19 protein-coding genes and 1 pseudogene are annotated in these 21,304 nt (G+C 59.7%); 13 read left to right on the forward strand and 7 right to left on the reverse strand.

Translation table 11 applies throughout. The annotated features are described in order from the left end of the window. Positions 1-44 precede the first annotated feature (44 nt). The 4 genes from ACN1C3_RS22935 to ACN1C3_RS22950 are packed head-to-tail and all read right to left on the reverse strand — an operon-like array spanning position 45 to position 3,424. Positions 45-677, reverse strand: coding sequence for an N-carbamoylsarcosine amidohydrolase (locus ACN1C3_RS22935; protein WP_419118033.1), 633 nt, complete (start codon positions 675-677; stop codon positions 45-47). A 12-nt stretch (positions 678-689) separates the two neighbouring features. Next, on the reverse strand, positions 690-1,442 hold the full coding sequence (locus ACN1C3_RS22940) for an Asp/Glu racemase (protein ID WP_419118034.1): 753 nt from the start codon (positions 1,440-1,442) through the stop codon (positions 690-692). An 18-nt stretch (positions 1,443-1,460) separates the two neighbouring features. Beyond that, a complete protein-coding gene (locus tag ACN1C3_RS22945; protein WP_419118035.1) occupies positions 1,461-2,279 on the reverse strand; it encodes an alpha/beta fold hydrolase in 819 nt (272 codons plus the stop codon). Further along, complete coding sequence (locus ACN1C3_RS22950; RefSeq protein ID WP_419118036.1) at positions 2,276-3,424, reverse strand: FAD-dependent monooxygenase; 1,149 nt, start codon at positions 3,422-3,424, stop codon at positions 2,276-2,278. Before ACN1C3_RS22950 ends, ACN1C3_RS22945 begins: the two co-directional genes overlap by 4 nt. 313 nt (positions 3,425-3,737) lie before the next feature. Between ACN1C3_RS22950 and ACN1C3_RS22955 the strand changes: the two genes are divergently transcribed. From ACN1C3_RS22955 to ACN1C3_RS22970, 4 genes are all read left to right on the forward strand, one after another. Continuing rightward, positions 3,738-4,790: a 2,5-dihydroxypyridine 5,6-dioxygenase gene (locus ACN1C3_RS22955; protein WP_419118037.1), complete on the forward strand. Its 1,053-nt coding sequence runs from the start codon at positions 3,738-3,740 to the stop codon at positions 4,788-4,790. 106 nt (positions 4,791-4,896) lie between these two features. Then, positions 4,897-5,382 (forward strand): MarR family winged helix-turn-helix transcriptional regulator, encoded by a 486-nt coding sequence (locus tag ACN1C3_RS22960; RefSeq protein WP_419118052.1) that lies wholly within the window; start codon positions 4,897-4,899, stop codon positions 5,380-5,382. 208 nt (positions 5,383-5,590) lie between these two features. After that, on the forward strand, positions 5,591-6,067 hold the full coding sequence (locus ACN1C3_RS22965) for a (2Fe-2S)-binding protein (protein ID WP_419118038.1): 477 nt from the start codon (positions 5,591-5,593) through the stop codon (positions 6,065-6,067). Positions 6,068-6,083: 16 nt separating this feature from the next. Further along, positions 6,084-9,638, forward strand: coding sequence for a molybdopterin cofactor-binding domain-containing protein (locus ACN1C3_RS22970; RefSeq protein ID WP_419118039.1), 3,555 nt, complete (start codon positions 6,084-6,086; stop codon positions 9,636-9,638). Between the two features lie 89 nt (positions 9,639-9,727). Here ACN1C3_RS22970 and ACN1C3_RS22975 read toward each other — a convergent pair whose 3' ends face one another. Then, positions 9,728-10,390 carry a TetR/AcrR family transcriptional regulator gene (locus ACN1C3_RS22975; RefSeq protein ID WP_419118040.1) on the reverse strand — a complete coding sequence of 221 codons (663 nt, stop codon included), beginning with the start codon at positions 10,388-10,390 and terminating at the stop codon, positions 9,728-9,730. Positions 10,391-10,580: 190 nt separating this feature from the next. On the opposite strand from ACN1C3_RS22975, the gene ACN1C3_RS22980 reads away from it, so the two are divergent. The 6 genes and pseudogenes from ACN1C3_RS22980 to ACN1C3_RS23005 form a co-directional block, all read left to right on the forward strand. Continuing rightward, the gene (locus ACN1C3_RS22980) at positions 10,581-11,558 is read left to right on the forward strand and encodes a 2-dehydro-3-deoxygalactonokinase (protein WP_419118041.1); all 978 of its coding nucleotides are present in this window, start codon (positions 10,581-10,583) and stop codon (positions 11,556-11,558) included. 31 nt (positions 11,559-11,589) lie between these two features. Continuing rightward, the gene (locus ACN1C3_RS22985) at positions 11,590-12,210 is read left to right on the forward strand and encodes a 2-dehydro-3-deoxy-6-phosphogalactonate aldolase (RefSeq protein ID WP_419118042.1); all 621 of its coding nucleotides are present in this window, start codon (positions 11,590-11,592) and stop codon (positions 12,208-12,210) included. A 125-nt stretch (positions 12,211-12,335) separates the two neighbouring features. Next, a complete protein-coding gene (gene dgoD / locus ACN1C3_RS22990) occupies positions 12,336-13,484 on the forward strand; it encodes a galactonate dehydratase (RefSeq protein WP_419118043.1) in 1,149 nt (382 codons plus the stop codon). 181 nt (positions 13,485-13,665) lie between these two features. After that, positions 13,666-14,976, forward strand: a complete 1,311-nt coding sequence (locus tag ACN1C3_RS22995) for an MFS transporter (protein ID WP_419118044.1) — start codon at positions 13,666-13,668, stop codon at positions 14,974-14,976. A 62-nt stretch (positions 14,977-15,038) separates the two neighbouring features. Continuing rightward, positions 15,039-15,842: an IclR family transcriptional regulator gene (locus ACN1C3_RS23000; RefSeq protein WP_419118045.1), complete on the forward strand. Its 804-nt coding sequence runs from the start codon at positions 15,039-15,041 to the stop codon at positions 15,840-15,842. Between the two features lie 16 nt (positions 15,843-15,858). Further along, positions 15,859-15,957 (forward strand): annotated as a pseudogene (locus tag ACN1C3_RS23005) (AraC family transcriptional regulator); the annotation flags it as partial. Positions 15,958-16,062: 105 nt separating this feature from the next. On the opposite strand, the gene ACN1C3_RS23010 reads toward ACN1C3_RS23005, so the two are convergent. Beyond that, positions 16,063-17,658 (reverse strand): beta (1-6) glucans synthase, encoded by a 1,596-nt coding sequence (locus ACN1C3_RS23010; protein WP_419118046.1) that lies wholly within the window; start codon positions 17,656-17,658, stop codon positions 16,063-16,065. A gap of 288 nt (positions 17,659-17,946) precedes the next feature. Between ACN1C3_RS23010 and ACN1C3_RS23015 the strand changes: the two genes are divergently transcribed. Next, complete coding sequence (locus ACN1C3_RS23015; protein WP_419118047.1) at positions 17,947-18,798, forward strand: glycine betaine ABC transporter substrate-binding protein; 852 nt, start codon at positions 17,947-17,949, stop codon at positions 18,796-18,798. 2 nt (positions 18,799-18,800) lie between these two features. On the opposite strand, the gene ACN1C3_RS23020 is transcribed toward ACN1C3_RS23015, so the two are convergent. Next, positions 18,801-19,004 carry a hypothetical protein gene (locus ACN1C3_RS23020; protein ID WP_419118048.1) on the reverse strand — a complete coding sequence of 68 codons (204 nt, stop codon included), beginning with the start codon at positions 19,002-19,004 and terminating at the stop codon, positions 18,801-18,803. Here ACN1C3_RS23020 and ACN1C3_RS23025 point away from each other — a divergent pair. Then, positions 18,991-19,302: a DUF485 domain-containing protein gene (locus ACN1C3_RS23025; protein WP_419118049.1), complete on the forward strand. Its 312-nt coding sequence runs from the start codon at positions 18,991-18,993 to the stop codon at positions 19,300-19,302. The genes ACN1C3_RS23020 and ACN1C3_RS23025 overlap by 14 nt on opposite strands. Continuing rightward, positions 19,299-20,957 (forward strand): cation acetate symporter, encoded by a 1,659-nt coding sequence (locus ACN1C3_RS23030; RefSeq protein WP_419118050.1) that lies wholly within the window; start codon positions 19,299-19,301, stop codon positions 20,955-20,957. The genes ACN1C3_RS23025 and ACN1C3_RS23030 overlap by 4 nt, the downstream gene beginning before the upstream one ends. The last annotated feature ends 347 nt before the right edge of the window (positions 20,958-21,304 follow it).

Consider the following 21,304-nt stretch of genomic DNA (forward strand, 5'->3'; position numbering starts at 1 on the left):
CCCGGCAAGACCAGCGCTCTATGGCGCGGTTCTCGTTGTATGCATTACATCCGTTCGAACTGTGCAATCGCCTCCTGCTTGCTGACGACATCGCCGTACTTACTGTCGATGTCGAACAGATTCGCTTCATGGGGCGCCGGGTGCCGGTCGCCGACGCATTCGCGCACGACGATGGTGCGAAACCCGTGTTGCACCGCGTCCACCGCCGTCGCACGAATGCAGCCGCTGGTGGAGCAGCCGGCCAGTACCACGGTGTCGATGCCTTGGGCGTGCAGCATCGAGGCCAGGCTGCTACCAAAAAAGGCACTGGCGTATTGTTTGCTGATCACCACTTCATCGGCGCGCGGCAACACAGCCTCGCAGAACGCCGCCAACGGGTTGCCTTCGACCATGTCTTTCATCACCGGGGCCTTTTTCACCCAGATGCCGCCGTCGGCGAAATGGCCGGGATGGTAGCGGATATTAGTGTGCACCACCGGGATGCCCTGGCGCCGGGCGCTTTCCAGTAGTTCGACGCTTTCTGCTACGGCGCTGACCACACCGGGGGCGAACAGCGGCGCATCTTCGGTGGTGTAGCCACGCATGAAATCGATCATCAGCAGCGCGGCTTTTTGACCGAAACCAATGCGCTGGCCCCACACGCCTTGATAGTTGTCGTCAGCGGTTTGCTCGCTCATCGTGCTCACCTCTTAATAAGCGCCGGAGAGCAACGCGCCGGCGCCGGGAACGATGGGTTCCAGGTCCAGTGCCTTGAGCATGGCGTAGGTGGTGGCGATGGCAGCCGTCAGCACTGGTTTGCCGGTCTGCGCTTCGACTTGCGCCACCACCGGTAGCGACTGCATTTGGACGCAGGCTGAGAGCACGATCACATCAACGCCTTCCAGATTCATCCCCGCGACGATGGCCGGCAGTCTTGCTGGGTCGTGGCGTGCCACTTCGAGGTTGTCGGGGATTTCCAGTGCGCGCCAGTCGACCACTTCAAAGCCTTCTTCGCGGATGTAATTCACCACCAGTTCGGTTAGCGGCTTCATGTACGGCGCCACAATCGCGATGCGTTTGGCGCCCATGACTTTCAGGCCTTCGATCAACGCGCCGGCGCTGGTGATCACCGGGGCGTTGGCATCGTTATCGGCGGTGGCCTTGCGCAAACGCTGTTCGGATTGGCGGTGATAGCCAAGGCCCATGGCCATGATCGCGACGAGACACGCATAACCGAGCACGTCGACTTTGGCATCGGACAGTTCGATGGCGCAGCGGTCGGATTCGCCGTCCATTGCTGCCAGCTCTTCCTTGCGCACTTGCTTCATCCGCATGCGGCTGGAGTGGAAGGTGAAGCGTTCCGGGCGGATCAATTGGCGCGCTGTGAGCATCGCCGGGATCTCGGTTTCCATTGTGGTGTTGGAGCTCGGCACGATCTGACCGATGCGATAAGGCTTGAGCATAAAAATCTCCCGATGCGTTTAATTCAGGGGCGGGTTCAAACGCGCGCCGAGGAAGTCACCGAAGGCGGCGAAGAAGCCCTCAAGGTCATCCCAGGGAATCATGTGCCCGGCGTTGGCGACGTGGGCGACGCGAATGTTCGGTTGCAGTTGCAGGATTTCAGCTTCGTCTTCGGCCTGAATCACACCGCCGCGACCAGCGATCATCAGCAGGGCGGGGGCCTGAAGTTTCGGTAAGTCCTGATGGAAATCGACATCGTGGAAATCGTTGAAGGCCCGGACGATCGCCGGCTCGTAGCAGGTGTGTAGCCATTCGGCACGTAATTGCAGTTGCTCGTCTGTCCAGGTGGCGCAAAAGGCGCGCATCGCCTCAGCGTCCATCCCGATCAGCGACTGGCGGATCGAGTCGACGTACCATGGCAATTTGCTCGGGTACTCGCGACGACCCGGGCCGGACACTGGCGGGTCGATCAGCACCAGGCGGTTCACGCCTGCGGGATGACGGACTGCGCTGCGTACGGCAAAACGCGCGCCCATGGAATGGCCGACCAAGTGATAACTGTCCAGTTGCAGCGCTTGAGCGAACGCGCCGATGTCGTCAGCGCAGGCGTCAGTGCTGTAGTCCAGTTCCGGTCCGGTGGACGATAGGCCGCGACCGCGTACATCCAGGACGTAGGTGTCGAAATGTTCGCCGAGACGTTCAGCGACGAACCCCCAGGTAATCGCCGGGCTGGTAATGCCCGGAATCAGAATCAACGCCGGGCCTTTGCCGCCGTAGCGCAAGTAGTGCTGACGAATGCCGTTGGCCTGGACGTTGCCGCCATGTAGGAAAGTGCTCACGCGGCCACCCCTGATTTCAGCACCTGGCCGTAGAGGTCATAACCGTAGACCCAGGCCGGATCTTCCTGAGTCCGTAGCCAGGTATTGGCATTGGACACGGACTGCACCCGCGAGGCGCGCTCTTTGCGGTTGGCTTCGTAGAGTTCAAACGCGGTGCGGTAGTCACTCAGCCCGGTTTCTTGCAGGCAGCGGGTCAGCATCGCTGCATCTTCGATGGCCATGCCGGCACCTTGGGCCATGTGTGGCTTCATCGGGTGGCAGGCGTCGCCCAGCAGCACCAGTCGACCGCGACTCCACAGCGGCAGCGGATTGCGGTTGCGCAGTGGCCACTTGGTCACGCTCTCGGTGGATTCGATCAGCGCCTGGACGGTAGGGTGATAGCCCTGGAATGCGTCGTACATTTCTTCACGACTGCTGTCGACGAACGCGCCCTGGAAATCCCATTCCGGGTGTGGCACACCAGTGACGTAGTAGTACTCGTCGCGCTTGCCGGTGGTGTAGTAGACCATCATGTGCCGGTCCTCGGTCCACCACTTGATGCAGTCTTCGAACTTCAAATCGTACTTGGCCAGTTGATCGCCACGGATCAATGCCCGGTGCGCAACCCAGCCGCTGTACAGCGGTTTTTCCGGGCCGAGCAGCTCTTCGCGGATCTTCGAGTTAATGCCGTCGGCGCCGATGACGATATCGGCGTAGGTCACTTCGCCGTCGCTGAAAGTCAGGCGTACCTGGCTGTCGGTTTCTTCGAGGGTTTCCAGGCGCTTGTTGAAGTGCACGGTGCCCGGTTTGATCGTCGACATTTGCAGCTCATGCAGGTCGCCCCGGTGCACGGTGACGTAGGACGCGCCGTATTCCTTGCGAGCGAAGTCTCCCAGTGGGATGCGGGACAGGTAATCGCCGCTGATGCCGTCGCGGCTGAACCAGTGATCCGGGTGCGATCCCATTTGGTCGAGCTGCTGCTCAATGCCCATGCGCCGGAAGATTTTCATAATGTTCGGGCCCATATGAATCCCGGCGCCGAGGCGGGAAAACTCGGGGGCCTGTTCGTAGATATCCACCTGGAACCCGGCTTGTTGCAACAGCGTGGCGGCGGCGGCACCGCCGAGGCCGGCACCGACGATAGCGATTTTTTGTGTGCTTCCCATGGGGCTTGCTCCTCTTTTTTTGGCTGGCTGGCGGGATCTGTCCGCAAGGTTTTTAAAGTGTATACGCTCTTTTTTTAAAATGAGAAGAGCTCGGCTGAAAAAATAAATTCAAGCGATATTTGCCCTTGGTAACACTAAGTAACCATTGTTTGTTAGGTTTGTGTGGGTTGGTAACGTTTTTCTCTGGCTCTTGCAGTCTGTCGTTAATTCAGGTCTTATCGTTTTTAAATGGCGTACACGCTATAAAAATGCACTAGAGTGAAGCGCGACGCCTCTACTTGGTGCGACAGCAGACGATTGAAGGAGACAGGAAATGCCGGTAAGCGATTGCGAACTGACCCAGATGTTCGAACACGTGTTGAAGCTGTCGAAAGTCGACCCGACGCAGAGCGTCGCCGTGCTCAAGAGCCACTATTCCGACCCACGCACCGTGCGTGCCGCGATGGACGCTGCGCAACGCCTCGGGGCCAAGGTCTACGCGCTAGAATTGCCCTCGTTCAACCATCCGACGGCGATGGGCAACGATATGACCGCCTACTGCGGTGACACCGCGCTGACCGGCAATATCGCGGCGCAGCGGGCCCTGGAAGCGGCGGATCTGATTGTCGACACGATGATGTTGCTGCACTCCCCGGAGCAGGAGCAGATTCTCAAGACCGGCACGCGGATACTATTGGCCGTCGAGCCGCCGGAAGTGCTGGCGCGCATGCTGCCGACCGAGGCCGACAAGGTGCGGGTGCTGGCGGCGGAACAACTGCTCAAGCAGGCCCGGTCGATACACGTCACCTCCCGCGCCGGCAGCGATTTCCGTGCCGCGCTGGGGCAATATCCTTCAGTCACCGAGTACGGTTTCGCCGATGAACCGGGACGCTGGGACCATTGGCCCAGTGGCTTTCTGTTTTCCTGGCCCAACGAAGAAACGGCCGAAGGTGTGCTGGTGCTGGACATCGGCGACATTCTGCTGCCGTTCAAGACCTACACCCGGGAGAAGATCACCCTGGAAATCGAGAAGGGTTTTATCACGTCGATCCACGGTGGTTTCGAGGCTGAATACCTGCGCGATTACATGAAGTATTTCAACGATCCCGAGGTCTATGGGATCTCCCATATCGGCTGGGGCCTGCAGCCGCGAGCGCAGTGGACCGCCATGGGCTTGCACGACAAGAACGATGGCATGTGCATGGACGCCCGGGCGTTCTACGGCAACTTCCTGTTCTCCACCGGGCCGAACACCGAGGTCGGCGGCACCCGTAAAACGCCGTGTCATATGGATATTCCGTTGCGCAATTGCGATGTGTATCTGGATGACCTGGCGGTGGTCATTGGCGGTGATGTCGTCGCGCCCGAGGCTTCCCGCGTTATGTAACAGGACGATGATTCCTTGTAGGAGCAGCCTGCGGCAGCTCCTACAGGGTTTGTGGTCGCCCGTTGAAGATGTGTTTCCCTTGAGTCCCACCCCCAACCTGTCCATCATGCTTCCCCACTGTTCATCGCCTTTCGAGCTTGCCGTGCCGGATACTTCTGACCCTTCTTCCTACGTTTTTTCCGAACAAGTCGGCCATTTGCTGCGCAAGGCCTATCAACGGCACTTGGCGATCTTCCAGCAGAATGTCGGCGACTCGCAGCTCACCGCCGTGCAGTTCGTCACCCTCTGTGCCTTGCGCGATCACGGCCCAAGTTCCCAGACCGAACTGGTCAAGGCGACTGCCGTCGATCAGGCGACCATTCGCGGTATCGTCGATCGGCTCAAGGCTCGTGAGTTGATTACCCTCGAACCGGATCCGCAGGACCGACGTAAAGTCATCGTCGGTCTGTCCGAAGCTGGCGACCGTCTGGTGCAGCAAACCGTGCCCTGCGCTGGGCGCATTACCGAGCTGACCATGAGTAACCTCAACCCGGCTGAACAGGTCGCGGTGTTGTTCCTCCTGCGCAAGATGATCGACGACCCCGAAGCCTGACCCAAACTCCGTAGCCCCGTAGTATTCGACCTTCAGCGGTGCTCCAAACGCCAGGCGTTCGACTCTGGCATCGTTTTTGCTCTCATTTCATGTAGTAGCCACTTCACCAGTCAAGTGTGTCGCGAAGCCCCAGGTTGGTCCTGTTCGCGATTTTTCTTACGGCTGTTTCGTGTAGTGACTACTTCATTAACTGAAGCGGGCGAAGCGGATGACGACGCAGGAAATCACGGTAGCGCTTGAGGTCAACGGCCACACTTCATCAGTCACAGCGATGGCGGATACGCCGTTGCTGTTGATCCTGCGCAACGATCTGCACCTCAACGGCCCGAAATATGGCTGCGGCCTCGGCGAGTGCGGCGCGTGCACGGTGATCATCGATGGGGTGGCGGCGCGTTCCTGCGTGTTTCCGCTGTCTGGCGCGGTCGGTCGCGAGATCGTCACCCTCGAAGGCCTCGGCACCCGCGACGCACCGCACCGGGTGCAACAAGCCTTTATCGACGAGCAAGCGGCGCAATGCGGCTACTGCATGAACGGCATGATCATGACCGCCAAAGCCCTGCTCGACCGCAATCCACACCCCAGCGAAACACAGATCCGCAACGAGCTTTCGGCCAACCTTTGTCGTTGCGGCACTCATATCGAAATCCTCCGCGCGGTGCTGCGTGCCGCCCGTCAAACGCCTTGAACGTGGATCGATGACCATGACTGACGCAACGCCCACCCGAGATCAATTGCTGGCCACGACCGGCGTACTGCTGATCGTCGATGACATCCTGCCGCCCTCCGGGCCAGTGGCCAAAGGCTGCACCCCACTGATCAAACCCAAGGAGCTGGGGTTGTTTATCGCCGTCAGCGATGACGGGCGGGTGTATGCCTTCAACGGTCATGTGGATCTGGGCACCGGCATTCGCACCTCGCTGGCGCAGATCGTCGCCGAAGAGCTGGACCTGCAGCTCGATCAGGTATGCATGGTGCTCGGTGATACCGAGCGTGCGCCGAATCAGGGCGCGACCATCGCCAGCGCGACCCTGCAGATTTCAGCGATCCCTTTGCGCAATGCCGCAGCTGAAGCGCGGCGTTTTCTGCTGGATCGGGCCGCCGAACGCTGGGCCGTGGCGGTTGCAAGCCTGAGTGTGGAAAGCGGCGTGATTAAGACGCCAGACGGGCGTGCTGCGAGTTACGCCGATCTGGTGCGCGGCGAGCACGATGAGTTGCACATCTCCGGCAACGCGCCGCTCAAACCGGCAGAAGACTATCGGTTGGTGGGCAAGGGCGCCGCGCGGGTCGACATCCCGGCCAAGGCCACTGGTGAGCTGACCTATGTGCACGATATGCGCGTGCCGGACATGCTCCACGGCCGGGTGATTCGCCCGCCGTATGCTGGGCTCGATTGCGGTGATTTTGTCGGCAATAGCCTGCTGGAAGTCGACGAGTCGTCTATCGCCCATATCCCGGGGATCGTGCAGGTCGTGGTGATTCGCGATTTTGTCGGTGTCGTGGCGTTGCGTGAAGAGCAGGCGATCAAGGCCGCCCAGGAACTCAAGATCAGCTGGAAAGCCTGGAATCACAAGCTGCCGGACTTGAGCGATATTGAGCAGGCGATCCGTGACAATCCGCGGGTGCAGCGCACCGTGCTCGATCAGGGCAATGTCGACGAAGCCTTGGCGGGGGCCAGTCAGCGGATGCCGCGCACGTATTTGTGGCCGTATCAGATGCACGGCTCCATCGGTCCGTCCTGTGGGTTGGCGGACTATCAGGTGTCAGGTATTCGCGTGTGGTCCGGCAGTCAGAATCCGCATTTGCTGCGGGCCGATCTGGCCTGGCTGCTGGAATGCCCGGAAGAGTCGATCGAGATTATTCGCATGGAAGCCGCTGGCTGTTACGGGCGTAACTGTGCTGACGATGTCTGCGCCGATGCCTTGCTGCTGTCGCGGGCAGTGGGTAAACCGGTGCGGGTGCAATTGACCCGCGAGCAGGAACACTTGTGGGAGCCCAAAGGTACTGCGCAGTTGATGGACGTCGATGGCGGTTTGAATGCTGATGGCAGTGTCGCCGCATATGATTTCCAGACCAGTTATCCATCCAACGGTGCGCCTACCCTGGCCTTGCTGCTGACTGGCCGAGTCGAGCCGGTGGCGGCGATGTTCGAGATGGGCGATCGCACGTCGATCCCGCCTTATGACTTCGAACATATGCGGGTGACCATCAACGACATGGCGCCGATTGTCCGCGCGTCATGGATGCGTGGGGTTTCTGCGTTGCCCAACACCTTCGCTCACGAGTCCTACATCGATGAGCTGGCGTTCGCCGCCGGTGTCGATCCGGTGGAATACCGGCTGCGTTATTTGCAAGACGAACGAGCCATCGACCTGGTGAAGTCCACCGCCGAACGCGCGGCCTGGGCGCCGCGCACCGCGCCGATGCAAACCCCCAACGAGGATCATCTGTTGCGCGGTCGCGGCTTTGCGTATGCGCGTTATATCCACAGCAAATTCCCCGGCTTCGGCGCCGCGTGGGCGGCCTGGGTCGCCGATGTGGCCATCGACCGGCAGACCGGTGATGTCTCGGTCACACGGGTGGTGATCGGGCATGACTCCGGAATGATGATCAACCCTGCGGGGGTGCAGCATCAAATTCACGGCAACGTTATTCAGTCCACCAGCCGCGTGCTCAAGGAGCGCGTGACCTTTGAAGAGTCCACGGTGGCGAGCAAGGAGTGGGGCGGCTATCCAATCCTGACCTTTCCCGAGGTGCCGCAGATTGACGTGCTGATGATGCCGCGTCAGAACGAACCGCCGATGGGCGCCGGAGAGTCCGCCTCGGTGCCGAGCGCGGCAGCGATTGCCAACGCGATTTTTGACGCCACCGGGATTCGTTTTCGCGAACTGCCGATTACCCCGGAGCGGGTGTTGGCGGCGCTCAACGCCGGGACCTGTGATGAGCCGGCAAAGTCGCCGGGCAAGCGTTCGAAATGGTTGTTTGGTTCACTGTTCGCGGCGTTCGGCGCGTTGCTCGGGATGGCCGCCACGGCTTGGCCGTTTCACGCTGAGATCGCCCCGATTGTTCCGCCGAGCGCCGGCACCTGGTCAGCAGCGACCCTTGAACGCGGGCGTTTGTTGGCGGCGGTGGGCGATTGTGCGGTCTGCCATACGGCTCCCGGTGGCGTGACCAATGCCGGTGGGCTGGCGATGGAAACACCCTTCGGCACGCTCTATAGCAGCAACATCACCCCCGATGTTAAGACCGGGATCGGCAGTTGGTCTTATCCTGCGTTCGAGCGGGCGATGCGTGACGGTATCGGCCGTGATGGACGCAACTTGTACCCAGCGTTTCCCTACACCGCGTTTCGCAATATCAACGACGCCGACATGCAGGCGTTGTATGCGTATTTGATGTCGCAAACCCCGGTCAGCCAACCGGCAAAAGCTAACGCCATGCGCTTTCCGTTCAATCTACGGCCGTTGATGGCCGGCTGGAATGCGCTGTATCTACGGCGCGGCGAGATCACCGTGCAACCCGAACGTAGTGAGCAATGGAATCGCGGCGCGTATCTGGTCAATGGTCTGGGCCACTGCGCGGCCTGTCACTCGCCGCGCAACCTGATGGGCGCGGAAAAGGGCGGGGCGGCGTTCCTCGCTGGCGGTACGGTCGATGGTTGGGAGGCTCCACCGCTGAACGGCTTGTCCAAAGCGCCGACGCCGTGGACCGAGGAACAATTGTTCACGTACCTGAGCAGCGGCTATTCCGATGCTCACGGTGTGGCAGCCGGTCCCATGGGGCCGGTGGTCAGCGAACTGGCGAAACTGCCCAAGGCCGATGTACGGGCGATGGCGGTGTATCTGGCCTCACTCAATGGCGCTCAGGCCGAAGCACAGGTGGTGGAGAAAGCCACTCGGCCGGCACCGGTAGCAAGCCTGTCGTTGAGCAACGGCCAGCGAGTGTTCGAAGGTTCGTGCAAGGCCTGCCACGCTGACGGGCTCGGACCGAAGCTGTTTGGCGTCAGCCCGTCGCTGGCGAGCAATACTAATGTGCACAGCGATCAGCCGGACAATCTGATCAAGGTCATTTTGCAAGGCATCGCGGTGCCGGCCACCAAGAATTTGGGCTACATGCCGGGTTTCAAGGACAGTTTGTCGAATACCCAGGTGGCGGAATTGGCGGCGTATTTGCGCAGTCGGTTTGCTTCCAGTGCGCCGCAATGGCAAGGGCTGGAACAGAAAGTCGCGCATCTGCGGGCCAATCCGGGAACCCATTAAAAGCTTCGCGGGCAAGCCCGGCTCCCACAGGTACTACGCGGTCCTTGTTGGAGCCGTGCTTGCCCGCGTTGAGGCCGGTGTAGTCAACGCTAATCCTGGCCAGATCCACTATCCGGCAACCGCATCACCCCACGCACCACCAGGTCACTGATAAACCCCAGCCAATCCTGTTGCTGGCGTTTATCCGCCAGGTCTTCGCCGAGAAACGAGCTAAGCGTGTGCTGATTGGAGTTATAGAAATAGCAGAGCGAGGCGATCATCAGATACACATGCTTGAGGTCCACATCCTCGCGAAACAGCCCTTGCGCTTGACCGGCCTTGATGATCGGCCGCAACACTCCGACCGCTTCTCCTGAAAGCCGGCGCAGCTCACTGGACTGCTGTGCATGTTTGCCTTTGTGCAGGTTCTCGATACTGAGAATGGCGACAAATTCCGGGTGTTTGACGTAGTAGTTCCAGACGAATGCCACCAGATCCTGCAGCGCTTGCAATGGTGCGCTCAGGTCCAGCTTGAGTTTGCTTTCCGCCTTATTGAACTGTTCGTAGGTGTGTTCCAGCACGCAGATGAACAGTCGTTCCTTGCTGGTGAAATAGTAATAAAGCATCCGGTCATTGGAGTCGGCCTCGCGGGAGATGCTTTCGACCCGCCCACCGGAATAGCCGTCGCGGGTGAAGACCTTGACCGCGGCCTGAAGAATCCGCGCGCGGGTCTTATCGGCTTGCTCGGCCCGAATGCCAGTCTTTTTGTTCACCTTGGGCTCTTCCTTCTGCGAGACGGAAACGGCGGGGAATATAGCACGCAGGGTGGACACCGTTCTCACGATCAATTTCCCTATATGTGGGAGTGAAATTTATATATTGAGATTTTCAGCGTCTCAGGTTTATAGTCGCCTGCATCAGCACTACGCACTCACTGCCCAAAAACAAATTTCAGGTGAAGCGATGCAGGCGCAATTGATCGCGCTCGATTGGGGGACAACCTCCCTTCGTGCTTACAAACTCGCTGCTGGCGGCCAGGTGCTCGAACAGCGTTCGCTGTCGTCGGGGATCATGCAGTTGCCCAGTGCGCCGCGGATGATCGCCGGTCAACTGTGCGCCGATGGTTTCGAACTGGCCTTCGATGATGCCTGCGGTGACTGGCTCGATGCGCAGCCCGACCTTCCAGTGATCGCCTGTGGCATGGTCGGCAGCGCCCAGGGTTGGCGTGAAGCCGCTTACTGCGACACCCCGGCGAATGTCGCCAACCTCGGCACCTCGTTGAAAGCCCTACACAGCCTGCGCGGCGTCGATGTGCACATCGTGCCCGGCGTGATTCAGCGTTCGCGGCTACCGAACGTGATGCGGGGCGAAGAGACCCAGATCCTCGGCGTGCTGCAAAGTCTGCCGTCGGGTGCTGGCGACAACCTGCTGATCGGCTTGCCCGGCAGCCATTCGAAATGGGTGGAAGTGGCCCACGGCTGCATCGTGCATTTCGACACCTTCATGACCGGCGAGCTGTTCGCCGTACTCAGCGAACACAGCATTCTGGGGCGCACCCAACAGCGCGGCGCGCACTTTGATGGCGAAGCGTTTGATCGCGGCGTGCAGGTGGCGCTGTCCACTGACGGCGAGATCGGTCCGCTTTCGACCTTGTTCAGTGCGCGCAGCCTTGGCCTGACGGGTGAGCTCAGTTCCACCGAGCAAGTCGACTATCTGTCGGGTTTGTTGATCGGCCACGAACTCGCGGCCCTTGCCAACGTACAGCGCCGTCGACGCGATAGTGCCCAACTGCCCTCGATCATCCTTATCGGCAATTCCCAACTCTGTGCCCGCTACAGCCGGGCGCTCGATACTTGCGGTTTTGCTCAGGTGAGCCTGGCCGAACACGCCACCGAACGCGGTTTATGGCACCTGGCCGAAGCGGCCGGGCTGCTTGGCTGACCGTCTGCGTTCAACTACCAAGAGGTCTGACATGCTCAAGCAAGCACTGGCGAAAAACGGTTTGATCGCGATCCTTCGCGGCCTGCGTCCGCAAGAGGCGGTGGCCATCGGCGAGGTGTTGTATCAGGCAGGTTTTCGCGTCATTGAAGTGCCGCTCAATTCCCCTGAGCCGTACGAAAGTATCCGAATCCTGCGCAGCATTTTGCCCGCCGATTGCCTGATCGGTGCCGGTACGGTGTTGACCCCGGAACAGGTCGAGCAAGTGAAGGCTGCGGGCGGGCAGGTGATCGTCATGCCTCACAGCGATCCCAAGGTCTTGCGTGCGGCCAGGGCAGCGGGGCTGTACTTGTCGCCAGGTGTCGCCACGCCGACCGAGGCCTTTGCCGCACTGGCCGAAGGCGCCGATGTCTTGAAGATGTTTCCGGCAGAGCAAATGGGCCCGGCGGTGGTCAAGGCCTGGTTGGCGGTGTTGCCGGCAGGAACGCTGCTGATTCCGGTAGGTGGGATCACTCCGGACAACATGCAGGTATTTGTCGAGGCGGGCGTCGGCGGTTTCGGTCTGGGCTCCGGGCTGTTCAAACCGGGGCTGACGCCTGACGAAGTGGCGGTCCGCGCCAAGGCTTATGTGAAGGCCTGGAACGCACTGCGCTAAGACAATCCCTGTAGGAGCCGCCGGTCGACGCTCGATTGCTCGCGATGGCATCACTGCGGTGAAACAGGCAGACCTCGCCGTCTGTATCGCGAGCAATCGAGCGTCTGATAACAAGAGAGCTGAAGATGAAAATCACCAAACTGACGACCTTTATCGTTCCACCGCGCTGGCTGTTCCTCAAAGTCGAAACCGATGAAGGCGTGACCGGCTGGGGCGAACCCGTGGTCGAAGGTCGAGCCCACACGGTCGCGGCGGCCGTTGATGAGCTGTCGGATTATTTGATTGGCAAGGACCCGCGCAATATAGAAGACATTTGGACCGTGCTCTATCGCGGCGGTTTCTACCGTGGCGGCGCAGTGCACATGAGCGCTCTGGCCGGGATCGATCAGGCGCTGTGGGACATCAAGGGCAAGGCGCTTGGGGTCTCGGTCAGCGATCTGCTGGGCGGTCAGGTTCGCGACAAGATTCGTGTGTACTCATGGATTGGCGGCGACCGTCCGGCCGACACCGCTCGGGCTGCCAGAGAAGCCGTCGACCGTGGTTTCACCGCGGTGAAAATGAACGGTACCGAAGAGCTGCAATTCGTCGACACCTTCGAGAAAGTCGATCTGGCATTGGCCAACGTCGCCGCCGTGCGTGATGCGGTGGGGCCGAATGTCGGCATCGGCGTGGACTTCCATGGCCGGGTGCACAAGCCCATGGCCAAGGTGCTGATGAAGGAACTCGATGCTTATAAATTGATGTTCATCGAAGAGCCGGTGCTCAGCGAAAACTACGAAGCGCTGAAAGAATTGGCACCGCTGACCAGCACGCCGATCGCGCTGGGCGAACGCTTGTTCTCCCGCTGGGATTTCAAGCGAGTGCTCAGCGAAGGCTACGTCGACATCATCCAGCCGGATGCCTCCCATGCCGGCGGCATCACCGAAACCCGCAAGATCGCCAACATGGCCGAAGCCTACGACGTGGCGCTGGCGCTGCATTGTCCGCTGGGGCCGATTGCCCTGGCGGCGTGCCTGCAGCTGGACGCGGTTTGCTACAACGCGTTCATTCAGGAACAGAGCCTGGGCATCCATTACAACGAAAGCAACGACCTGCTGGATTACGTCAAGGATCCGCGGGTGTTCGACTACGACAAAGGCTTTGTGAAGATCCCGAACGGTCCGGGCCTGGGCATCGAGATCAACGAGGAATACGTCATCGAACGCGTCGCCATCGGCCACCGCTGGCGCAACCCGATCTGGCGCCATGCCGATGGCAGTTTTGCCGAGTGGTGATCACTGGCTGATTCAACACCAATCAAATGTGGGAGCGGGCTTGCTCGCGATGACGTCGGCTCAGTCACCGAGATTCTTCAGGCAAACCGCATAGGCCCGATCGCGGGCAAGCCCGGCTCCCACAGAGACCGTGTCGTTCATAGCTTCATGCCCTCAATAACCATAAGAAGAGGCACTCCCCATGCAACCGGAAGTCTTTACCGGGCAGGCGTCGTTGGTGACGCCGAGCCGCAAGCGTTTTTTCATCATGGTGCTGTTGTTTATCACCGTGGTGATCAATTACCTGGACCGCAGCAACCTGTCGATTGCCGCCCCGGCGCTGACCAGTGACCTGGGCATCGATCCGATTCATGTCGGACTGATTTTCTCCGCGTTCGGCTGGACCTACGCCGCCATGCAGATCCCCGGTGGTTGGCTGGTGGATCGGGTGCCGCCGCGCATCCTCTACAGCGTTGCCTTGCTGTTGTGGTCGGTGGCCACGGTGATGCTGGGCTTCGCCGCAAGCTTCATCGCACTGTTCGTTTTGCGCATGGCTGTGGGTGCGCTGGAAGCCCCGGCCTATCCGATCAACAGCCGCGTGGTCACCATCTGGTTTCCCGAGCGTGAACGCGCGACGGCCATCGGTTTCTACACCTCCGGGCAGTTCGTCGGGCTGGCGTTTCTGACGCCGGTGCTGGCCTGGCTGCAACATCAATACGGCTGGCACATGGTGTTCGTCAGCACCGGTGTGGTGGGGATTCTCTGGGCGGTCATCTGGTACGCGGTGTATCGCGAGCCACGGGATTTCAAGGGCGTCAATCAGGCTGAAATCGACCTCATCAGCGAGGGCGGCGGGTTGGTGGATATCCAGGCCGAGACGGCCAAACGCAAAGCGCCGTTCAGCTGGACGGACCTGGGCGTCGTGTTGAGCAAACGCAAGTTGTGGGGCATCTACCTCGGCCAGTTCTGCCTCAACTCGACCCTGTGGTTTTTCCTGACCTGGTTTCCGACCTATCTGGTGAAGTACCGTGGGATGGACTTCATCAAGTCCGGTCTGCTGGCTTCGCTGCCGTTTCTTGCGGCTTTCGTTGGCGTGCTCTGCTCGGGGTTTTTCTCCGACTGGCTGATCCGTCGCGGCGCGACGGTCGGCTTTGCCCGCAAGTTGCCGATTATTGGCGGGCTGCTGATTTCCACCTCGATCATCGGTGCCAACTTTGTCGAATCGACGCCGTTGGTGATCGCGTTCCTGGCGCTGGCGTTTTTCGGCAACGGGTTGGCCTCGATCACCTGGTCGCTGGTCTCGACCTTGGCGCCGGCACGCTTGTTGGGGCTGACGGGTGGCGTGTTCAACTTCATTGGCAATCTGTCGGCGATTACCACGCCGATCGTCATCGGCTTTCTCGCCAGCGGCGACTCCTTCGCCCCGGCGATCACCTACATTGCCGTGCTGGCGCTGGCTGGTGCGTTGTCTTATGTGTTGCTGGTGGGCAAAGTGGAGCGGATCGAACTCTAGTAAGCGCCAGAACGGGCGACCATAATGCCGCCCGTTCTCTCGCTCATTATTGAAGGCCGGACATGCAGGAAGACGCCCCAAAAAACGCCAAGGGCGCCGCGCCGACGGGCACCCAAACGCTGCTTCGTGGCCTGGGTGTGGTTCAGGCCGTGGCCAGTGGCGCTCGCGACCTCAAGGAAATTGCCCGGCTGATCGGTACCACCCGCAGCACCACCCATAGGCTGGCCAGTTGTCTGGTGGATGAGCGCTATTTGCGGGTGGTGCCGCAAATCGGTTATCTGCTCGGGCCGAAGCTGATCGAGCTGGGTTTCCAGGCCCGTGAAGAGCTGCCATTGGTGAGGTTGGCCGGGCCGTATCTGGATGAGTTGTCGGCGTTGACCGGCGATACCATTCACCTGGCAATTCGTGAAGACGATGACGTGCTGTACCTGCACAAAAATCCTGGGCGTAATGGTCCGGAAATGCGTTCGCGGGTTGGTCATCGCATGCCGTTGGCGCGCACCGGGATCGGCAAGGCGCTGATGCTCGATTGCTCGCAGGAGGAGTGGCAGCGTCTGTACGAGATCAGCTTGCCGGTGGGCGGAAAGAATCTGTTGTGGCCGCAGCACCCGGAGCAATCCTGGGAGCAATTTCAGCAGCGCATGCTGGAGTACGTGGCCGGCGGTTACGCGTTTGATCTGGAAGACAACGAACCGTCGATCCGCTGTGTCGCGGCGCCAGTACGCGATGCCAGCCGGCGAATCGTCGCCGGGATCAGCATCGCCAGTACCGTGCCCTATATGCCGCTGGAGAAAATGGCCGAGCTGATCCCGTTGATCAAACAGGTCGCAGCAAGGCTTTCGGCGGAGCTAGGGGCTAAGGCATAAGCAGGGCAGTTTGCCGCAGGTCGCGCATCGGGTGGGGTATCAGAGTACGTCGCAATTCAGCCGCGAATATAAACGCTACTTCGAGCGCAGCCCAGGGGATGAGCGGGTGGCTTGATAGCAGCCGTGCGGGCAAGTCTGTGTCACTCCGACACGCAACGCGTCTTGCCAGATACACGAAAAAAAAGGATGACCGAAGTCATCCTTTTTTTGTGCGTGTCGATCAGGCTTTGCGCACCCGCAAGCTGCGCCACAACGCAGCAACCATCAACACACTCACCAGCGCCCAACCCCAGGCCTGTTGATTTTCCAGTCCTTCGCGGTACAGCTGCGGGGCGATGCCTGCGCCGATGATAAAGGTCAGCAAGGCAACTTCCCGACGCGGCACGTTGACCGGGCGGCACAGGTAGACCAGCGCTGGCAGCAGCAAGGCTGCGCTCGGGAAGCTGCGGTAGCGTGGGTCGAACACCAATTCGAGCATCATTACCGCGGCAGCGAAACCTGCGGCCGCCAGCAGCCAGCCAGCGCGCTGCTCCAGCCAGTTGAAGGCACGCTCACGCCAGGCGGTTTTGCTGCTCAGGGCCAGTGCCGCATGGGCCAGCATCAACAGATTCAATCCGACCAGCAACCCGGCCCAGAGCCATTCACCGGCAAAGCGGCTGGTGACCCGCACCAGTTCACCCCAGGTGCCGATGGAGCAAGCGCCGAATGCACCGAGCAGCGGCAGGATCAGAGCCGCGCGAGTGCTGCGCACGCGACCACCAAGGATCAGCGTGCCGAGGAAGATCAGGCCACCGATGCCCAGCCACTGTGGCCAGAAAGGCAGGTTCGACACTGGCCCGGCCAACACGCCCTTGTCCTGACGATCTGCATCGAACAGTCCCCAGTAACCGCCAACGGCGCCTTCGCTGGCGCGTTTCCAGGGCTGGTCGAAGGCTTCGATCAGGTTGTAGCGCCAGCCATTGTGTTCGGCCAGGGCGACGAACCCACGAATGAATTTGGCTTCGTTGACCCGGCTTGGCAGGGCGGTTTCGCGTTGGCGGCCTTCGCTTGGCCAGCCGGTTTCGCCAATCATTACGTCTTTGGGCGCGAAGCGGTTGCCGAACACCTGACGGACTTGCGCGACGTGATTGAGGGCGGCGTCGATGTTGGACGGCTCATCTTCCCAATACGGCAGCAAATGGATGGTCAGGAAGTCCACTGCCGGGGCGATTTCCGGGTGCTTGAGCCAGAACTCCCAGACATCGGCGTAGGTCACTGGCTGTTTGACGTGGCTTTTCACCTGAAGAATCAGCTTGGCCAACTGGGCGCCCGTGACTTCCTTGCGCAGCAGGGTTTCGTTACCTACGATCACCGAGGTCACGACATCCGCGTTGGCGTTGGCCGAGGCGATCAGCAAGTCGACTTCCTTGGCAGTGTCAACCGGGTTGCTGTTGACCCAAGCGCCGATCATCAGCTTCAAGCCATGCTTGCGCGCCAGGTCGGGGAGCGCTTCGAGGCCGGTCATGGAGTAGGTGCGAATGCATTCGAAGCGGGTCGCCAACAGCGCGAGATCAGCATCCATGCGCTCGGGGCGCAGCTTGAACGGCTGGTCGAACGGTGATTGATCTTTATCAAACGGGGTGTAGGAGGCGCATTGCAGCTTGTGCGTGGCGCTGGCGACATCCGGCAGCAGCATCGGTTGGCCGAGGCCATACCAAAAGCCGCAAAGGGCAAACAGGCCAAGTAGACAGGCGAACAGGTACGGTAAGAAAGGAAAGCGGGCAGTCGCGGGCATGGTCAGGCCGTCTGGGAGCAAAGCCGCGCATCTTACCTGCATTTGCCGCGTGCTTGGTGGGTCGCATAATTTTGACATGCAAAGTTCGGGCGGAATCTGGCTAGGTATTTTACGTTGTCGAGGTTACTGGCGTTCTGATGTCGTTTCTCGATGCCTTGAGGTCGCTGACAGAGCAGGTCGCTGTTGTCGTCAGGTTGATTATCGAGGCGTCAGCACTCCACTGATGTTCGAACGAGTTAGGTTGTGAGCGTGAAGGGGGCGCTGTGCACCATAACAATAAGTTGACGCCGCTCGGCATCCGTCGGGCGCAGCACTTTCGGGGAAGTAACGATGAAGATGCGACAACTCTTGGGCGCAGGTGCCGCTTTGGTGCTGGCGATCAGTTCTACTGTGGCCAGTGCCGAAGGCAAGGCAGTGACTATCGGTTATGTCGACGGCTGGTCGGACAGCGTCGCCACGACCAACGTGGCGGCTGAAGTGATCAAGCAGAAGCTCGGTTATGACGTGAAGCTGCAAGCCGTTGCGACCGGGATCATGTGGCAGGGCGTTGCAACTGGCAAACTCGATGCAATGCTCTCGGCCTGGCTGCCGGTGACTCACGGCGAGTATTGGGCCAAGAACAAAGACAAGGTTGTCGACTACGGTCCTAACTTCAAGGACGCGAAAATCGGTCTGATCGTGCCGGAGTACGTCAAGGCGAAGTCCATCGCCGACCTTAAAGATGACACTACCTTCAAGAACAAGATCGTCGGCATTGATGCCGGCTCAGGCGTAATGCTCAAGACCGATCAGGCGATCAAGGATTACGGCCTCGATTACAAACTGCAAGCCAGTTCCGGTGCGGCGATGATTGCCGAACTGACCCGTGCTGAAGAGAAGAACGAGTCCATTGCTGTCACCGGTTGGGTGCCGCACTGGATGTTCGCCAAATGGAAGCTGCGCTTCCTCGACGACCCTAAAAGCGTTTACGGCGCGGCCGAAACCGTTAACAGCATCGGTAGCAAAGGTCTGGAGAAGAAGGCTCCAGAAGTCGCTGCCTTCCTGAAAAAATTCCAGTGGGGCTCCAAAGACGAGATTGGCGAAGTCATGTTGGCGATTCAGGACGGTGCCAAGCCTGAAGCCGCTGCCAAGGATTGGGTAGCCAAACACCCGGAACGTGTTGCCGAGTGGACCGCTAAATAACATCACCAAGCGTTTAAATTGCAACTATCAAGACCGTCTGGCGTTCGCGCCAGGCGGTCTTTTGTTTTTCCGGGGTGAATAATTGGCGACAGCGCTAGTGTCGTTCTAATACTAAGGTCGTCTGGAACCAGTTCCGCAGCCGCATAGAGTGGAATACGTTGCAATTCAATCTGTGCTGCGAGGACAAAAACAATGAACGACAGCATTTACCTCTCGATTCAAAACAGCCCGCGTTTCAAGGAGCTGGTCAGCAAAAGAGAGCGGTTCGCCTGGATTCTCTCGGCGATCATGCTCGGGCTTTACTCGGGCTTCATCCTTTTGATTGCTTATGGACCGCATGTACTGGGGGCGAAAATCAGCCCTGCGTCATCGATTACCTGGGGAATACCCATTGGTGTAGGGCTGATTCTTTCTGCCTTTGTCCTGACTGCAATCTACGTTCGACGCGCCAATGGCGAATTCGACGACCTGAACAATGCGATTCTCAAGGAGGCTCAGCAATGATCCGGCGTCTATTTGCGGCACTCGGTGTTGCGGCCTTCGCTCCGGCAGTCTGGGCGTCTGAAGCCCTGACCGGCGCGGTGCAGAAACAACCGCTTAACGTCTCGGCGATTCTGATGTTCGTCGTTTTCGTGGGGGCAACCCTGTGCATTACCTACTGGGCTTCCAAACGCAACAAGTCAGCGGCCGACTACTACGCCGCGGGTGGCAAGATCACCGGTTTCCAGAACGGTCTGGCGATTGCCGGTGACTATATGTCGGCGGCGTCCTTCCTGGGGATCTCCGCGCTGGTGTACACCTCAGGCTACGACGGTCTGATCTATTCGATCGGCTTCCTGGTGGGCTGGCCGGTCATTCTGTTCCTGATCGCCGAGCGCTTGCGTAACCTGGGTAAATACACCTTTGCCGACGTGGCGTCGTATCGCCTCGGGCAAACCCAGATCCGCTCGCTCTCAGCTTGTGGTTCGCTGGTGGTCGTGGCGTTCTACCTGATCGCACAAATGGTCGGTGCCGGTAAGCTGATTCAACTGCTGTTCGGCCTGGATTACCACGTTGCGGTGATCATGGTCGGTATCCTGATGTGCATGTATGTGCTGTTCGGCGGCATGCTGGCGACCACCTGGGTGCAAATCATCAAGGCCGTATTGCTGCTCTCCGGCGCTACCTTCATGGCCATCATGGTAATGAAGCACGTTAACTTCGACTTCAATGCACTGTTTGCCGAAGCGATCAAGGTTCACCCTAAAGGTGAAGCGATCATGAGTCCCGGCGGCCTGGTGAAGGATCCGGTCTCAGCATTCTCCCTTGGTCTGGCGCTGATGTTCGGTACTGCCGGTCTGCCGCACATTCTGATGCGCTTCTTCACCGTGAGTGACGCTAAAGAAGCCCGCAAAAGCGTGCTGTATGCCACGGGTTTCATCGGTTACTTCTACATCCTGACCTTCATCATCGGCTTCGGCGCGATCCTGCTGGTCAGCACCAACCCTGCCTTCAAAGACGCTGCCGGCGCTCTGCTGGGCGGTAACAACATGGCGGCAGTGCACCTGGCTGACGCGGTGGGTGGCAGCCTGTTCCTCGGTTTCATCTCGGCAGTGGCCTTCGCCACCATCCTGGCGGTAGTTGCCGGTCTGACTCTGGCCGGTGCTTCGGCGGTGTCTCACGACTTGTATGCCAGCGTGATCAAGAAGGGTAAAGCCAACGACAAGGATGAGATTCGGGTTTCGAAAATCACCACCATTGCTCTGGCTGTACTGGCGATCGTTCTGGGTATCCTGTTCGAAAGTCAGAACATCGCATTCATGGTCGGCCTGGCGTTCTCCATCGCGGCGAGCTGTAACTTCCCGGTGCTGCTGCTTTCCATGTACTGGAAGAAGCTGACTACCCGCGGCGCGATGATCGGTGGCTGGCTGGGACTGGTCAGTGCCGTTGGCCTGATGGTCCTTGGTCCAACCATTTGGGTGCAGATCATGGGGCATGAGAAAGCCATCTTCCCGTATGAGTACCCAGCTCTGTTCTCGATGGCCATTGCCTTCGTCGGGATCTGGTTCTTCTCCATCACCGACAAGTCGGCCGCGGCTGACAAAGAGCGGGCGCTGTTCTTCCCGCAATTCGTTCGCTCGCAGACTGGGTTGGGGGCGAGTGGGGCGGTGGCGCACTAAGGCTGACGCGGCTGCTATATATAAGTTGCGCTAAATAGAAATGCCCCGGTCTCTCGATCGGGGCATTTTTGTTTGTGTGTACGCAAATCCCCCTGTGGGAGCGAGCTTGCTCGCGAAGGCGGCCTGACAGCCGGCCTGGCTCTTGAGGGTGTACATATCCGTTTCTGCGGTAACGGCCGCTTAGGGTTTCGCCCTTACGGCGAGGCCCTTTTGTCAAACGCGGTACGTGTCAAGGTACCTGTCGCCTTAGTACTGCTGCGGCTAACCCAGAACGCCCTTAACTTCAGGGCGCTCTGGGTTCAAATACACCGCATCTGCCAACTTCCAGTTGCGTGTCCTGGTACTCC

This window comes from Pseudomonas sp. H11T01, from assembly GCF_048515765.1.
GTDB lineage: Bacteria > Pseudomonadota > Gammaproteobacteria > Pseudomonadales > Pseudomonadaceae > Aquipseudomonas.

Bases quoted from the DNA above. Each gene is read 5' to 3' on its own strand.
- ACN1C3_RS22970 (WP_419118039.1), top strand. From the start codon at position 6,084: ATGACTGACGCAACGCCCACCCGAGATCAATTGCTGGCCACGACCGGC.
- ACN1C3_RS22940 (WP_419118034.1), bottom strand. From the start codon at position 1,442: ATGCTCAAGCCTTATCGCATCGGTCAGATCGTGCCGAGCTCCAACACC.
- ACN1C3_RS22935 (WP_419118033.1), bottom strand. From the start codon at position 677: ATGAGCGAGCAAACCGCTGACGACAACTATCAAGGCGTGTGGGGCCAG.
- ACN1C3_RS22985 (WP_419118042.1), top strand. From the start codon at position 11,590: ATGCTCAAGCAAGCACTGGCGAAAAACGGTTTGATCGCGATCCTTCGC.
- ACN1C3_RS23025 (WP_419118049.1), top strand. From the start codon at position 18,991: ATGAACGACAGCATTTACCTCTCGATTCAAAACAGCCCGCGTTTCAAG.
- ACN1C3_RS23020 (WP_419118048.1), bottom strand. From the start codon at position 19,004: ATGCTGTCGTTCATTGTTTTTGTCCTCGCAGCACAGATTGAATTGCAA.
- ACN1C3_RS23000 (WP_419118045.1), top strand. From the start codon at position 15,039: ATGCAGGAAGACGCCCCAAAAAACGCCAAGGGCGCCGCGCCGACGGGC.
- ACN1C3_RS22965 (WP_419118038.1), top strand. From the start codon at position 5,591: ATGACGACGCAGGAAATCACGGTAGCGCTTGAGGTCAACGGCCACACT.
- dgoD (WP_419118043.1), top strand. From the start codon at position 12,336: ATGAAAATCACCAAACTGACGACCTTTATCGTTCCACCGCGCTGGCTG.
- ACN1C3_RS22950 (WP_419118036.1), bottom strand. From the start codon at position 3,424: ATGGGAAGCACACAAAAAATCGCTATCGTCGGTGCCGGCCTCGGCGGT.
- ACN1C3_RS22960 (WP_419118052.1), top strand. From the start codon at position 4,897: ATGCTTCCCCACTGTTCATCGCCTTTCGAGCTTGCCGTGCCGGATACT.
- ACN1C3_RS22995 (WP_419118044.1), top strand. From the start codon at position 13,666: ATGCAACCGGAAGTCTTTACCGGGCAGGCGTCGTTGGTGACGCCGAGC.
- ACN1C3_RS23030 (WP_419118050.1), top strand. From the start codon at position 19,299: ATGATCCGGCGTCTATTTGCGGCACTCGGTGTTGCGGCCTTCGCTCCG.
- ACN1C3_RS23015 (WP_419118047.1), top strand. From the start codon at position 17,947: ATGAAGATGCGACAACTCTTGGGCGCAGGTGCCGCTTTGGTGCTGGCG.
- ACN1C3_RS22955 (WP_419118037.1), top strand. From the start codon at position 3,738: ATGCCGGTAAGCGATTGCGAACTGACCCAGATGTTCGAACACGTGTTG.
- ACN1C3_RS22980 (WP_419118041.1), top strand. From the start codon at position 10,581: ATGCAGGCGCAATTGATCGCGCTCGATTGGGGGACAACCTCCCTTCGT.
- ACN1C3_RS23010 (WP_419118046.1), bottom strand. From the start codon at position 17,658: ATGCAGGTAAGATGCGCGGCTTTGCTCCCAGACGGCCTGACCATGCCC.